Genomic DNA, 14,283 nt, shown 5'->3' with positions numbered 1-14,283 from the left:
CCTCTAGCACCAACGATCCGGCGACCCCACAAGCGGATCGGCCGGCATGTTCGTTCGCCGCAAGATCCTGCAAGCGGTCGCGCCGCCGATCTCCTAGTGGTCGGGAGCCGAGGGAGCCGACCACCATGAATCCAGCTTTGTTCGTCTCCACCGTCCTCATCTGGGGCACGACCTGGATCGCCATCGCGCTGCAGGTCGGTCCCGTGCCGGTGCTCGTCTCCGTCTTCTACCGCTTCGCACTCGCAGCGCTCATCCTCGTCGCCGTGCTGGCGGCCACGGGACGCCTGAAGCGGCCGCCTTTGCGCGACCAGCCCTTCATCCTGGCCCAGGCGTTCTGCCTCTTCAGCCTGAACTTCATCTGCTTCTATAGCGCCGCCGCCTTCATTCCCTCCGGGCTGGTCTCGATCGTGTTCTCGCTCGCGACCGTCTACAACGCGGTGAACGCGCGCCTGTTCTTCGGCGACCGCATCACGGCCCGCACGCTGGTCGCCGCTCTGCTGGGCGCGGGGGGCCTTCTCCTTCTGTTCGGTGAGGCCGTTCTGGTCGGCATGAACGTCGATACGCTGAAGGGTGTCGGCCTCGCCGCGCTCGGAACGCTGTTCTTCTCGTTCGGCAACATGGTCTCCCGCCGCAACAGCGCCGCCGGCATTGCGCCCGTGACGGCCAATGCCTGGGGCATGACCTACGGCGCCCTCGTCCTCCTCGCCTTGATCGGCCTGTCGCGGACACCGGTCGTCGCGCCGCCCTCTCCCAACTATCTGGCCGCCTTGATCTATCTCGCGTCCATCGGATCGGTCGTCGGCTTCACCACCTACCTCATGCTGGTGGCTCGCATCGGCTCGTCCCGCGCGGCCTATACGACCGTCCTTTTCCCGATCGTCGCGCTGACCCTCTCGACCGTGTTCGAGGGCTACCGGTGGGACGGAGCATCCGTGGCCGGACTGGTTCTGACCCTGCTCGGCAACGTGGTGATCTTCACCGGTGGCAAGGCTCGAAGGGTCAAAGAGTCGTCGGCCACGGTCAGCGGAGAAGTGCAGAGGGCTTCTGTGCCCTGACGTCTGATTGCCCACGCCCGTGATCGAAGTTGCGTGTCTGCTGAAATTGCACCGCTCGACCGTCGAAGGAGGACTATCGCTGCCGGAGAGCCGGGCTCTTCCCCAAGGCGCGGAAGGCGGCTTCCACCATGTCGATCAGTTGAGCATGAATGATCTGGCGCGACGTCCCTGACCCGTCCGAACAGATTGGTTCTTCGACACCGTCCGAGGCCGCCGCTTCTGCGGCGCCGGGTTTGCAGACGCCGAACATGCTGAAGTGGCTGGCCGTCTCGATCACAGCGTAACGAGCGTTAGGGATGGCCTTGGCGACATCCGAGGCCTGCGCAGACACGGGAATCTCGTTGGTTCGCCCAAGGTTGACCAGCTCGACGGGAATGCCGATCCCCGACAGGGACGCTTTGTCGAAAACATTCACCGGGGCCGGATCGATCGCCATGGCGAAGCGGATACGCCGGTCGAGATGATTGCGCCCAGCTGCCTGCATGTCCATGGCGTGGAGATCGACGCCGCTCTGCCGAATCCATCCGCACAAAGAGGCATTACGGGCATTCGTATCGCAGTAGGTCGCGAGAAGCCTCGGGTCGAACCTCGCCCCTGCCAGCGCCAGCGCCGTGCTGCCGCCCATGGAGAGCCCGAGGACGCCGACTTGGTTCGGCGCCAGATGCTGCTTGGCGAGATCTGACCGCTCCATCGCATCCAGTGTCCGGGCGATGTCGGCCGGGCGGAGCCAGACCTTTATGGTCTCGGCGGCGGACCGGTTCGGTCCAGAGTTCCCGGGATGGGTCGGAGCCGCCACGATGAAGCCCCGTTGTGCCAAGGGAGCCGCGATCCAGCTTATCGCATCGGCGCGTCCCGCAAGGCCGGCTCCATGAGACAGGAGCACGAGCGGGAAGCGACCCTCCGCTACGGGCGCGTCCAGTCGAGCGGAGGTGCCCGCGAAGAAGGGGCCCTCACCCAGCACGACCTTCTCGCCGCCGGGAGCGGCGGGGTACCAGACGGTGACGTCGAGCGGGTGCCGACGCTCCGGCGAGGCAACCTCCATTCTGCGTCCGCCGACACCGATTTCGGCGGCGCCGGCCTCGTCCGTGAAGGGCGTCAGAAGCGCGATGCTCCCGAACACCGTCAGAACCAGCTTTCGAACACCCATGCCTTCTCCTTCGATCCCAATTCGCTGGCGCCTGGGCCCTGCCGACGTCCCCCGTCCAATCCGGCACGGGTCGGAGCGGACGGGTCCACCGGAGGAGCGAGGATCGGCAGGCTCGCGGATGCGTCCTCGATCGCGTTCGCGGACGTCCTGGATCGCGATCGAGGACGTCCGAGGCAGGGTGACGCCTTCGAGAAGCGGTCAGGAAACCGGAGCGGCGTCCCGAAGATCTGCCGCGGCGAGTGCTGCGTCACCTACGCGTCGGTAGGCGCTCGGCGTCATGCCCGTCACCCGCTGGAATTCGCGGTTGAAGTTCGATTTCGTGCCGAACCCGGCGTCGAACATGACCTTGGTGACGGGGTCCGCTGTACCCTTCAAAAGCTGGCAGGCCCGTTTCACGCGGTAGGTGTTCACATATTGCGAGACGCTCATTGCGTGAGCGCGATTGATGGCGCTCGACACGTCGCGCGGGGGACGACGAAGCTTGCGGGCGATCCGTTCGAGGTTCAGGTCGAGGTCCCGGTAGATCTCCTGCTCCTGCATCAGTCTCTCGACCCGGGCGGCGGTCGTCAGGTCGTCGTTCGTGGCGCTGGCGGGCGAGTCCGGGCGGGTGTTCGGATCGTCGGCTTCGACGTCTGCCAGCCCGGCGCTGGCAACGGACGCGGCCATCCCCAGCACCAGAAGCGCGACGACGTTTCCGAGCGCGACGACCATTCCCGAATGAGCGCCCCCACCCAAGGCGAAGTCCAGGCTGATGAGGATATCGGTCGCGGCGGACATGAGAAGCGCAAGGCCGGTGACCTCCATAGCGCGATGGGACCGCACGACGCCATCGAGGCGCGAGGCCACGAGGCCGTTCGGACCGAGACGAGCCTGCCAGAGAAGAGCAAGACCGTAGCCCGCGAACACGGCCACGATCACGGCGCCGACCGGATCGGGCCACAGGACCATAAAAGCTATGACCGCCGCTGCGGGCAGGAGATGCGGCCAGAGCGCCCTCATCGTCTCGCGTCAGGCTTCGGAAGCTCGCCCAAGCGAGCGGGGCGATCAGCGCCGCCAGCGGCGACATCAGCGGCAGGACGCCGCGCCAATCGTAACCCCAGCGCAGGCCGATCAGCACGGATTGGACGGCATAGGCCGCGATCAGCGCGAAGAAGAGCGGGTTGGCGCGAAGCCCCTCCTCGTCGCGCCGTAAGGCCTGAACCAGGATGGTGAGAAGGAACAGCGAGACGACGAAGGGAAGAGGAACGAGGATCATCGGAACTCGAAGGGGCAGCGGGTGGGCGGACTTGCCGGTCTCCAGTCTTGCCCTCGATCGCGATCCGGATCGACCTCCATCGCGATCGAGGTCGCCCGACCGGAGCGGCTCCCATCACCATCATCGGACCAACCCTCGACAGGAGCCGACCGATGAAAGCCAGACTGCTCGCCGCCATGCTCGTTGCGATCCCCCTGTTCGCCATGGCGGACGAACCCGCCCAACCGACCACGAGCCTGGACGTGTCCGGCGTCACCGCCATCCGGATCGTCGGCGAGGCCAGCTCGATCGACCTGACGACGATCGAGGGCGAACCACTGATAGCCACGCTCGGCGGCCAACGCATCGGATGGTTCGCCCACTGGTATTCGAACTGGTTCTACAACGACTGCCGCACGTCGAGCCGCATGGCGATCGCGGGGACGTTGCTCACCGTGGAAGCCGGGCCGTCGTCCTGGCTGGAGCCGTCCGACTGCCGGGTCGAGCTGAAGGCGAACATGAAGGGAGGGGTCTCGGTCGCGGTCGAGCAGGCGGCCTCGCAGGCCCGGCTCACGGGCGAATTCTCGACGATCTCCCTCGTCGCCAAGGCGGCGGACTTCACCTTGGGCGGGCATGCCGCATCGGTCCGGCTGCGCAGCGACGCGCTTCGCTCGCATCTCACCTTCGCGCGAACGGAGGGGAACGAGACGATCGCGATCGCCGCCCATTCCCTCAATACGTCTCTCGCGTTCCCGCCGGGCACGCGGATCAGCTACGAGGCGAGCGCCGCCACCGCCATGGTGGACAGTTCGCTTCCCAACACGGTCGGAGCCAAGCCCTCGATCGTGATCGAGGGCCAGTATGTGCGAGCGGCGATCCGTTAGAATGGAGGTGGCCGGCGCAGTGACAAGACGGAAAACCCGCAGCGGTAGTTTGGGATTTCAAACAGGGGAATGGAGACCCGGCGATGGTGCCGGCAGCCGCAAACGACCCGTCTTGTCTTCTTGCGCCCCTTTGGAAACCAACATTGCCAGTCCAGGGCTCTTGGTTCACCTTGAGGCTCCCGCAAGACACCGCGACGGAGCCCGAATGAGCCCTGAACTCCTGACCGTCGCGACGGCACTTGGTCTCTATGCGGCGGTTGTCGTGAGCCCCGGTCCGAACTTCGCGCTCATTTCCCGGCTGTCCGTTTCCGGTGCTCGTCCCGCAGCCGTCGGAGCGACCTTCGGACTGGCGATGGCTGCCACGCTCTATGCGATCCTGACCATGACGGGACTGGCGTTGGTTCTGACCCGGATCGGATGGCTGGCGAGCCTGATCCAGATCGCCGGTGGCTGCTACCTCGTCTATCTCGGGGTCATGGCTTGGCTGCGCACTCAGCCCTCCGCTGCCGTTCGGGAGCGCGACGGTGCGACCATCAGCATGCTGCGAGGCATGCGAATGGGCCTGATCGTCAACCTTTCGAACCCGAAGGGCATTGCCTTCTTCATCTGCCTTTATGCCGTCGCGGTCCCGCCGAATACCGCGCTTTGGGCGAAGCTTGCGATCCTCGCAGGAGGCTTCACTCTGGAGATCCTGTGGTATGGGTTCGTGATCATCCTTCTCTCGTCCCGTCCGGCCCGCTCTGCCTACGAACGCTTCGGCCTCTGGATCGAGCGGGCGATCGGCACGGTGCTGGCCGCGTTCGGCCTTCGCCTGATCGCCGAGAAGCTGTGAGCGAGGCAGGGCAGGCCATGAAGATCGAGAATGCCATCAAGGCGCACTTCCGGAATTCAATGCTTTACGGGCTGGTAACGGTCGACGATCAAGGCACTCCCAACGTGCACCCGAAAGAGATATCCGAGCGTCGCATCGTGATTGCCGATATCGCCTCGCCCAGCAGCGAAGATCGCCTCGATCGCCATCCGCCTCATCAGCGTCGCAACATGCAGGCGGCCAACGTGGTGCCTTCCCCAGCTAGGAGGTCGTGCTGCATGCGGCTGCCGGCGAAGGGATAGTCGAGATGCAGCTCGTCGATCCGCCGCATCATCACGAGATCGGCAGCCGGAACCGGGCGTGGAAGATTGTAGACGCTGCCACGGCTGATCCCGAGCTCCCGGGCCTGCCGGGCGACCGGCAGATCATGCGAGCGGTCGATCATCGTCTTGCGCTCGGCAACAGTCCGGCCTTGTCGAGCGCGCCTTCCAAAAAATCATTGGCCGGCGTCAGCTCTCCAATCTCTGCGCAAACGAAGTTTGTCGCTGGCGTGCAGCGTCTTCACGTCGATCACCGGCGCTGCGGCAGCGGCGTTCGGCTCCGATCCAAAAACGCCGGCAGCACCGTTCAGAAGCTGATAGCGCCACTGCGTGATCTGATCGGGATGCACGTCGAACCGCTGCGCCAATTCCGCCAGCGTCTTCTCGTCGCGTACTGCCGCCAACGCCACCTTCGCCTTGAAGGTGGGGCTGTGACGGCGCCTGGGTCTCTTCGTCATCGTCTCTACTGACCGCAGCCATCCTGGCCGCCTTCAGGCAGACAATCCACTCAGCCCACTGTACAAGACTCACCGAGCCACCTCTGCCGCACCTGTGCGGCTTCATCGAGACGCGCTTCAGCAGGACCGTGTGCCCCCATCGATGTCGCGCCTCGTGCGTCGGCTCGGCCTGTCGCGGCACAAGCATCCTCAGCGCGGCGCCAAGGCGGCGGAGGCACTCGCAAAAGGGGGCTCGCCAAGGCCTTAGAGGCGGCTCGTGCGGCCCATCCAGACAGCCGGATCGAGCTGTGGCTCCAGGACGGTGAGGCCGTAGGCGATAGCGCCGGTGAATCGATCGCAGGCCGAACGGCGTCGGGCAGAAGGGGCGAACCGGCCACCGCTGCTAGCTGCGTGGCAAGTGTCCGCCTGGACTTTGCGACAAGCGCTTCGCCTCGGCCTACCTCTTCGGCGCCGTCCGACCCGCCACCGGTGACGCCTTTGCTCGCCATCCCGCACGTCTCGACGGCCGCCATGAGCGTGTTCCCGGCCGAGTTCGCCGCCAACATCGCGCCGGGCCGATACGTCGTCATGGTGCTCGATCGGGCCGGGTGGCATGGGGTGCCAAAGCGCTCGTCGTGCCAAGCAACATCACCTTCGTGCCTCTGCCGCTTTACAGCCCCGACCTCAATCCGGTCGAGTGCATCCGGCTACACCTGCGCGAGCGCTTCCTCTCGCACCGGTCGCTCGCCCATCTCCACGCCGTCATGGACGCATGCTGCTACGCCTGGAACGTCCTTGCCGCCGATCCAAACTGGGTCCGATCCCTCATCGCATCCCCTACCTAAAACAGGTCAATGCTGAGGTGCGGCAGTATGAGACTCCTCGCGCAGACCGGCCGCTCATCTTCAAAGCCAAACCGTGGGCTCGCCTTTCAAGACCCCGTCGCCTCCCGCGAATCTCCGCTGCCGACGCCCAGAACGAGAAAAGCCCGGGCTCGTTGCCCGGGCTTCCTCGTGTCGATCGTTCGCGCCTTGATCAGGCTGCGGCGGAGTTCTTGATCCAGTCGACCAGCTTCGACTTGGCGGCGGCGCCGACCTGGACGGAGGCGGGTTCGCCGTTCTTGAAGAGCATCAGCGTGGGAATGGAACGCACGCCGAACTGGGCGGCGATGTCCGGGTTCTCGTCGATGTTCACCTTGACGATATCGACATCCGTCATCTCGTCGGAAATTTCCTCGAGGCTCGGGCCGATCATCTTGCAGGGGCCGCACCACTCCGCCCAGAAGTCGACGACGACGGGCTTGGAAGCCTCCAGAACGTCGGACTTGAAATTGCTGTTGTCGATCTTCTTCGTGGCCATGGTCGGCTCCTGATCTTCGGTCTCTCATAGGTAGAAGGCCGAGGGGGGTAAATCAAGCAAGGTCGCGGTCTTGCGAACGGGGCGTTCGTGGATCGGCGACAGTCTGCGCACCGAGCGCCGCGCTTCGCTCGCCCTCGCCCTCTCCCTCGACGGAGTCTGCCGCGCGCGCATGCGAAGCCCCGGACCGGGCGCGCGCCGCGAGGGCTTCGTCCATCGCGGCGGCGGGCAGCTCGATGAGACGAGGCGCCTCGGTGAAGAGGAGCGCCGCCCGGACGGGTCGGCCGGGATAGAGCGGCTTCAACAATTCGCGATAGAGCGCGAGCTGCAGGACGTAGGCGGCCGGCACGTCGGAGAGACCGGCGGGCGGCGGGCGGTTGGTCTTGAAGTCGACGAGGAGCACCTCGTCGGCCGTCTCGGCCAGCCGATCGATCGTTCCGGCGACGCGATAGGCGCGGCCGCCGAGCTCCAGCGTGCCCTGGATGGAGACCTCCGCGCGTCCGCCGGGGGCGAAGATCGCGGCGAAGGCCGGATCGGCGAGAACGCCGAGGACGGAGGCGAGAAGCGTCTCGCGCGCGGCCTCGCCAAGATCGCTCGCGGCGTCGGAGGCGAGATAGCGCCGCGCGGCCGCCTCGCGCTCTCCCTCGCCGAGGTCCGGCAGCGCCTGGAGAAGCCGGTGCACGACGAGGCCCCGGCGGATCGCCTGCGAGGGGCCCCCCGCGCCGGAGAGAACCGGCGAGACGTAGCCGCCTTGTCCGGCTCCCGGCCCGCTTCCGGCGCCGGTTTCGCTCTCGATCTCCAGGGCGTCGTTCGATCCGGCGCCGGATGGCGCGAGCGGGCGGGGCGGCAGGGCCTCCGGGGGAAGCGGCGAGAGGTCGATCGCCCGGCGCCGGGGCGCGGCCTCGCCGGCGGCGGGGGCCAGCTTGCCGGCGTCGCGCGAGCCGATGCGATAGCCCGTCAGCTGTCCCGCCTCGTCCTCCAGCCGGGTCGCGACTGGCTCCAGCGCGGCCTCGACGCGCGAGAGCCAGGAGGATTCGTGCGGCCCCGTCACGCCCGCCGTCCCGCACACGACGAGCCGGTCGGCCGCGCGCGTCATGCCGACATAGAGCAGCCGGCGATACTCCTCCTCGGCGCGTCGCTTCTCGGCCGCCTTCAGCGTGGCGACGGTCGCGGTTTCGAGATCCTTCTCGGCCCGCCAGAGGAAGCCCGGAGGCTCGCCGGGAGCCAGGCCCGGCATATCCTCGTAGGCGAGGAGGCGCGCGCCGTGGGCATGGCTGAAGGGCGCCGAGCCCGGATCGACCAGGAAGACGACCGGCGCCTCCAGGCCCTTGGAGGCGTGGACGGTGAGGATGCGCACCTCGCCTTTGCCGTGCTCCATCTCGCGGCGAAGCTGCGGCGGCGAGGCGGAGAGATCGGCGAGAAAGGCATCGAGACCGGGCTGGCCCTCTTCCTCCTCGGCCAAGGCGAGATCGAGAAAGGCGTCGATGACCTCGCCGGCATCGCGCCCGAGCCGCGCGGTGAGCTTCGCCCGCCCGCCCTCCGGGCCGAGAATGCGCGCGTAGAAGGCGAAGACGCTCTCGAAGCCCGCGCGGTCGCGCAAGGTCTCCAGCCGCTCGAAGGCCGCATGCGCCTTGGCGAGGAGATCGGCCGCGGCGCTTTCCGTGACGAAGCCCGGCAGGCGCTCCGGCCCGCGCGGACCGGCCAGACGGCGCAGCGCCAGATAAAGCGCCTCCGCCCCCTCGCGCGCGCCCTCGCCCCGCGAGAGGGCGAGCGCCATCAGCTCGTCGTCGGAGAAGCCGAAGAGCGGGCTCTTCAGCACGGCGGCCAGCGACAGCTCGTCCTCGGAATTGGCGACGACGCGGCCGAGCGCCATCAGGTCCTGGATCGCGATATGGTCGGTGATCACCAGCCGGTCGGCGCCCGCGACGGGAATGCGAAGATCGCGCAGCGCCTTGCCCATGGCCTCCACGAAGCCCGACCGCTTGCGCACGAGGACGAGGACGTCGCCGGCCCCGAGCGCGCGGCGGCCGGTCTTCGTCACGATGGGATCGCCGATCCAGTCCTTGATCGTCGCCGCGATGCGGCGGGCAAGACGGTTGGCCGGCGAGGCGGCGGGCTCCACGTCGACCGGGCGCAGCCAGTCGTCGGGCTCCTCGACGCGCGCCGCCGTCACCGCCGGCCAGATCTCGACCAGCCCGGTCTCGCCGGGCCGCGCGCTTTCATGTGCCGGCGGCTCGCCCTCCGAGGAGAGGCCCTCGCGGTTCGTCGGATCGGCGAAGACGCGGTCCACGGCCTCCAGCACGGTCTCGACCGTGCGGAAGGACTGGCGCAGGCGCACCTCGGCGAAGGGCAGGTCTGCCTCCTTCGCGCGCGCGGCAAGGCTGCGCCGCTCCGCCGCGAACATCTGCGGCGAGGCGCCCTGGAAGGAGTAGATCGACTGCTTCTCGTCGCCGACGGCGAAGAGCGTGCGCGGCGCCGGCCGGGCGGAGGCGCCGGCGAAGAACTCCTCGACGATCTGGCGCATCACCTGCCACTGGCGCGGACTGGTGTCCTGCGCCTCGTCGATGAGGACGTGGTCGATGCCCTGGTCGAGCTTGTAGTGGACCCAGGCCCCGGCCTCCGAGCGCTGGAGGAGATCGGCGGTCTTGACGATCAGGTCCTCGAAATCGAGCCGGCCCCGGCGCAGCTTCAGCCGGCTGTAGTCCTGCTCCAGCCGATCGGCGACGATGAGCGCGGCGCGCGTCGCCCGGAAGAGGCGAAGGCCGCGCAGCGCCTCGTCGATGGCGGCGAGATGATCCTGCAGCGCGGCCAGGCGCTCGGCGAAGTCCGGCAGGGCATCGACGACGGCCTTGGTCGCCACGCTCTTGCGCGGCTCGCCCTTCTGGGTCAGCGCGAGGCCGCGATAGAGCGCGAGCGTCTCGGCCGGGGTGGCGGCTTGCGCGATGAGACCGAGCGTCTCGGCGAGCTTGATGTCGGTCTTGGCCTTGCTGGCGGCCGCCAACTGCGCGAGGCGCGCGCGAAAGACCTCGTCGAAGCCGGGGGTCGGCCGGATGCGCGCGGCGATCGCCGCCTCGTCTTCCTCGCCCTGGAGGCCGAGCGCCTGCGCGAGGCGCCGGATGGCCGGCTCCAGTCCGCCGGAGCTTTCCACATGGGCGCGGATCGGATCGCGCTTGCGCACGATCTCGGCGAGGAGCTGGTCGAGCCCCCATTCGCCGCCGAAGGACAGCGCCTCGGCGAAGGCCCCGGCCACGGCCCGGCCGTCGGAGGCCTCCGGCGCGCCGGTCACGAGCAGGCGCCGCGCTTCGGCCAGAAGCACCGCGCTCTCGGCATCGTCGAGCACGGCGAAATGGCCGGGTACGTTCGCCTCCAGCGGAAACTGGTGGAGGATCGCCTCGCAGAAGGCATGGATCGTCTGGATCTTCAGCCCGCCCGGCGATTCCAGCGCCTCGGCGAAGAGGCGCCGCGCGCGGGCGATGTCCGCGGGCTTGGGCTGGCGGCCGAGAAGCTCGTGCAGCGTCTTCGAAAGCGCGGCCTCCGGCGCGGTCGCCCAGCCCGACAGCGTCGTGAAGACGCGCGTCGCCATCTCGGCGGAGGCGGCCTTGGTGTAGGTGAGGCAGAGGATCTTGGAGGGCGAGGCGCCGGCAAGCAGCAGGCGCACGACGCGCAGCGAGAGGACATGCGTCTTGCCCGAGCCCGCATTGGCCGCGACGAAGACGGAGGTGCCGGGATGCGAGGCGTCGGACTGCGCCTTGATCGTGGCGGGGGACGGCGGCGGACGGCTCATGCGGCGCCCTCCTCGGAGGAGCCCGGTTCCTCGCCGACCGACCATTCGCGCGCGCGCGCCAGATGATCGTAGGGCCCGTCATAGGCTCCCGCCATGAAGGGCCGGGCGCGGGAGGCGAAGGGCATCTCGGCCTTGCGGTACTCGGCGAAGAGGCCGCGCACCTTGTCCAGCGCCCAGTCCGAGAGATCGTCCGCCGTCACCTCGGCGCCCGTCTTGCGGTCGGTATAGGCGAGGCCCTCCTCGTCGAGGCTGGATTCGCGAAGGCGCAGATAGACGAGGTCGGCGACGGAGGCCGGTTTGCCGACGCTCTGAAAGCCGCCGAGCCGCGTCATGGCGCCCTCCAGGGGAAGCTGCGGCGCGAGCAGCGTGCGCGCCTGCCGGACGGAGGGCGTGATGCCGGTCTTGAAGTCGATGATCTCGACGGAGCCGTCGAGGCGCCGGTCGATCCGGTCGGCATAGCCCGACAGGATCGTGCCGAGTTCGGCGAACTCCACCTCGCCCCGCGCCTCGGCGAAGCGCGCCGCGATCTCGGGGTTCCGCGCGCGCTCCCAGGCGACGTAATGGCCGGCCAGCGTCTCCATGCGCGGCCACCAGACCGCCTCGACCTCCGGCGGCAGGCGCTCGGCCTCGAACTTCTCCGCCGCGATGGCGAGGAGCTTCGCCTCCGCGTCCGGCCGGGCCGCGTCGATCTCCCGGCGGACGAACTCGGCCAGGATGTCGTGGAAGAGATTGCCGCGATCGGAGGCGCCGGGCGCGCGGATGAGATCGGGCAGCGGCTCCAGCTTCAGGATGCGCCGGGCATGGACGGCATAGGGGTCGCGCACCAGCGTCTCGATCTCCGTGATCGAATAGCGGTTCGGCCGGGCGGCGAGCGGCGGGCGCGGCTCCGGCCGCGTCGCGGGCCTCGCCTCTTCGCCCGCATCGAGCGCCCGCGCATGGTCGAGATAGACCGCGCCCTCCTCGCGCAGCCGCGCGGCGCCCGCGGGGCCGGCCAGCGTCAGGAGGCGCTGGAGCCAGCGCGAGGCGATGGCCGGCGCGCCGCCGGCCCGCATGGAGCGCGTCATCACCACGCGCGGGCTGCCGAGTGCCATGGCGACGTCGTGCGCGGCGAGCCCGATCAGGCGCTCCGGCGGGTCCAGCGAGACCTCCGCGCGCATGGTGCGCGACAGGAAGGCGTCGTTCGTCGCGCGCTGCGGCCAGGTGCCCTCGTTCAGACCGCCGAGCACCATCACGTCCACCCGCTGGAGCCGCGCCTCCAGCGTGCCCCAGACGAAGGCGCGCGCCGAGGAGCCGCCGCGCGGCCGCACCGTCTCGCCCGCGACCAGCGCCGCGACCACGTCCGGCAGTTCGGCCGGCTCGAAGGAGAAGCCGGTCTCGCCGGCGGCGACGAGCTTCTGCAGGAACCCCGCCAATGCCTGTCCCGCCTCCGCCGCGTAGAGGGCCGAAGCGTCGCCCTCCGGGTCCGCCGCAAGCTGCTCCAGCACCTCGGCCAGCGCGCGGGCGAAGGGGCCGATCTCGCCGGCGGGCGCCTCGCGCAGCGCGGTCAGCGGCAGAAGGGCCGCTTCGAGCCGTTTCAGGAGCACGTCCGCGCGGTCGAGATCCTCTTCCGACAGAAGCCGCACCGCCCGCGCGACGCGCGCGCCCGGCTCGTCGCGCAGCTTCGAGGCCGTCTCGAAGAGGGCGGAGAGATGGGCCGCATCGGCCGTGCCGACCTGCCCGCGCAGCGCGACGAGCTCGACGGCGCGTGCCCCGTTGCGCGCCTCCACCGGGGCGTGGCCGAGCCGCAGCAGGGGATGCTTGAGAAGGCCGAGCAGGACCACCGGATCGCCCGGCCGCAGCGCGGCCTCCAGCGCCAGCTCCATCAGCGTGCCCGGAGCGGTGGCGGACAAAGGCCGGCCCGCCGAATCGTTCGCCGAAATGCCGAAGCGCGCGAGTTCCGCGACGACGCGGCGCGCGAGGCTCCGATCCGGCGTCGTCAGCGCCACCGTCGACGCCGGATCGCTTAACGCACCGCGCATGGCGACCGCGATGGCGAGCGCCTCCTCACGCTCGTCCACGGCCTCGACCAGCGCCAGCCCGTCGAGGGATTGCGCGGGATGGCGGGCGGCGCTCTCGCCCCAGGCGTCGGTCGTTCCCGCCGGGCGGAAGGCGTCGGAGAGGAAGGCCTCGCGCGCGGCCTCCTTCGTGCCCTCTTCCGGCGCCAGATGGTCCACCGCCCCGCGCGGCAGGAGCATCTGCGACAGGATGCGCTTCAGGCCGTATTGCGGATGGCCGGGCGCCGCGCCCGTGCGCCCCGGCCCGGTGCCGAGATGAATCGCGTCGAAATCCTCGTCGCTCAAATGCCGGTCGAGCCCCGGCAGGACCACGGCGCCGTTCGGCAGGCCCGCCACCGCGCGCATCAGCGCGACGGTCGCCGGCGCGGTCGCGGTTGAGCCGGCGACGATCAGCGGCCCCTTCGTTGCACTCGAACCGAGCCGCGCGGCCTCGCGAAGAAGCGCCGCGTTGCGCGCGGCGAAGGGATCGGTCACGCCGCGCTCGGCGAGGACCGCCGGCCAATGCCGCGCGAGAATGTCGAGGAAGGTCAGCGTCAGCTGCCACCAGGCCGCCAGCCGCTCCGGCGCGAGGTCGGAGAGGGCGGCAAACGCCACCCCTTCGGTTTCGGCCTCGTCCAGCAGCGTGCAGAGATCCTTGGCCAGCCAGAGCGCATCCGCCGCCGAGGAGGGCGGCTGGATCGTCTCGCCCGTCATCGCCTCCACCGCAGCGGCCTGCGTCGCCGTCTTCCACTGGCGCACGAAGCGCGCGATCAGGAGCCGTCGATCCAGAGGCTCGATCACGGGTTCGAGCCCGATCGGCGCGCCGCCCTCGAAAAGCCCGGCATCGTCGGCCTCGCCGAGCGTGCGGATCGCGGGCAGCACGGCCGAGATCCCGCCCAGCGCCCGCGCGAACTCCGCCCGCAGCGCCATCGCCGCGCGCCGCGTCGGCAGATAGATCGTGACCCCCGCGAGCCCCAGCACGTCCCCCCGATAGGACCGCCCCGGCACGATTGTCCCATCCAGAATTCCCTCCGCCAGCGTCCTCAGAAACGGCAGACCCGGGGCGATGGAAAAGATATTGGCTGGCATGCCAGCAGCCTAATGCCCGAAGCGCCCGGACGCCAGTCGCGCGGAACGGCAGGGGACGCCGTCCCCTGCACCCCTGCCAAGGAGCGAGCCCCTTGGAACCCGCTTTTCAATCAGCGGGAGGGGCCCGTGGCCC

At 69.1% G+C, this 14,283-nt stretch carries 9 protein-coding genes and 1 pseudogene; 4 read left to right on the top strand and 6 right to left on the bottom strand.

Going from position 1 to position 14,283, the window contains the following annotated elements; genetic code table 11:
- Window positions 1–125: 125 nt before the first annotated feature.
- Window positions 126–1,055: a DMT family transporter gene (locus ASG62_RS10635; RefSeq protein WP_056688971.1), complete on the top strand. Its 930-nt coding sequence runs from the start codon at window positions 126–128 to the stop codon at window positions 1,053–1,055.
- A gap of 73 nt (window positions 1,056–1,128) precedes the next feature.
- On the opposite strand, the gene ASG62_RS10630 is transcribed toward ASG62_RS10635, so the two are convergent.
- Together ASG62_RS10630 and ASG62_RS10625 are read right to left on the bottom strand one after the other, a co-directional pair.
- Entirely contained in the window at window positions 1,129–2,097 is a 969-nt protein-coding gene (locus ASG62_RS10630) for a dienelactone hydrolase (protein ID WP_320409370.1), read from the bottom strand.
- A 303-nt stretch (window positions 2,098–2,400) separates the two neighbouring features.
- Complete coding sequence (locus ASG62_RS10625) at window positions 2,401–3,201, bottom strand: helix-turn-helix domain-containing protein (RefSeq protein WP_057180379.1); 801 nt, start codon at window positions 3,199–3,201, stop codon at window positions 2,401–2,403.
- Between the two features lie 408 nt (window positions 3,202–3,609).
- Here ASG62_RS10625 and ASG62_RS10620 point away from each other — a divergent pair, with 408 nt between their 5' ends.
- Both ASG62_RS10620 and ASG62_RS10615 read left to right on the top strand, forming a co-directional pair.
- On the top strand, window positions 3,610–4,320 hold the full coding sequence (locus ASG62_RS10620) for a hypothetical protein (protein ID WP_056688962.1): 711 nt from the start codon (window positions 3,610–3,612) through the stop codon (window positions 4,318–4,320).
- A gap of 1 nt (window position 4,321) precedes the next feature.
- The gene (locus tag ASG62_RS10615; RefSeq protein WP_244487436.1) at window positions 4,322–5,152 is read left to right on the top strand and encodes a LysE family translocator; all 831 of its coding nucleotides are present in this window, start codon (window positions 4,322–4,324) and stop codon (window positions 5,150–5,152) included.
- Window positions 5,153–5,307: 155 nt separating this feature from the next.
- Here ASG62_RS10615 and ASG62_RS26365 read toward each other — a convergent pair.
- Window positions 5,308–5,909 (bottom strand): annotated as a pseudogene (locus tag ASG62_RS26365) (transposase); the annotation flags it as partial.
- Window positions 5,910–6,523: 614 nt separating this feature from the next.
- Between ASG62_RS26365 and ASG62_RS26360 the strand changes: the two are divergent.
- Entirely contained in the window at window positions 6,524–6,733 is a 210-nt protein-coding gene (locus tag ASG62_RS26360) for a hypothetical protein (protein ID WP_156382051.1), read from the top strand.
- A 190-nt stretch (window positions 6,734–6,923) separates the two neighbouring features.
- Here ASG62_RS26360 and trxA read toward each other — a convergent pair whose 3' ends face one another.
- The 3 genes from trxA to addB are packed head-to-tail and all read right to left on the bottom strand — an operon-like array spanning window position 6,924 to window position 14,150.
- Window positions 6,924–7,247 (bottom strand): thioredoxin, encoded by a 324-nt coding sequence (trxA, locus tag ASG62_RS10595; protein ID WP_056508847.1) that lies wholly within the window; start codon window positions 7,245–7,247, stop codon window positions 6,924–6,926.
- A 52-nt stretch (window positions 7,248–7,299) separates the two neighbouring features.
- The gene (gene addA / locus ASG62_RS10590; RefSeq protein WP_082536904.1) at window positions 7,300–11,028 is read right to left on the bottom strand and encodes a double-strand break repair helicase AddA; all 3,729 of its coding nucleotides are present in this window, start codon (window positions 11,026–11,028) and stop codon (window positions 7,300–7,302) included.
- Window positions 11,025–14,150 carry a double-strand break repair protein AddB gene (addB, locus tag ASG62_RS10585; protein ID WP_056688954.1) on the bottom strand — a complete coding sequence of 1,042 codons (3,126 nt, stop codon included), beginning with the start codon at window positions 14,148–14,150 and terminating at the stop codon, window positions 11,025–11,027. The genes addA and addB overlap by 4 nt, the downstream gene beginning before the upstream one ends.
- Between the last annotated feature and the right edge of the window lie 133 nt (window positions 14,151–14,283).

This window comes from Aureimonas sp. Leaf427 (genome assembly GCF_001425485.1).
Lineage (GTDB): Bacteria > Pseudomonadota > Alphaproteobacteria > Rhizobiales > Rhizobiaceae > Plantimonas.
This window is presented reverse-complemented; position numbering and strand designations above follow the sequence as displayed.

Coding starts and splice junctions, on each gene's coding strand:
- ASG62_RS10635 (WP_056688971.1), top strand. CDS start 126: ATGAATCCAGCTTTGTTCGTCTCCACCGTCCTCATCTGGGGCACGACC.
- ASG62_RS10630 (WP_320409370.1), bottom strand. CDS start 2,097: ATGGAGGTTGCCTCGCCGGAGCGTCGGCACCCGCTCGACGTCACCGTC.
- ASG62_RS10625 (WP_057180379.1), bottom strand. CDS start 3,201: ATGAGGGCGCTCTGGCCGCATCTCCTGCCCGCAGCGGCGGTCATAGCT.
- ASG62_RS10620 (WP_056688962.1), top strand. CDS start 3,610: ATGAAAGCCAGACTGCTCGCCGCCATGCTCGTTGCGATCCCCCTGTTC.
- ASG62_RS10615 (WP_244487436.1), top strand. CDS start 4,322: ATGGAGGTGGCCGGCGCAGTGACAAGACGGAAAACCCGCAGCGGTAGT.
- trxA (WP_056508847.1), bottom strand. CDS start 7,247: ATGGCCACGAAGAAGATCGACAACAGCAATTTCAAGTCCGACGTTCTG.
- addA (WP_082536904.1), bottom strand. CDS start 11,028: ATGAGCCGTCCGCCGCCGTCCCCCGCCACGATCAAGGCGCAGTCCGAC.
- addB (WP_056688954.1), bottom strand. CDS start 14,150: ATGCCAGCCAATATCTTTTCCATCGCCCCGGGTCTGCCGTTTCTGAGG.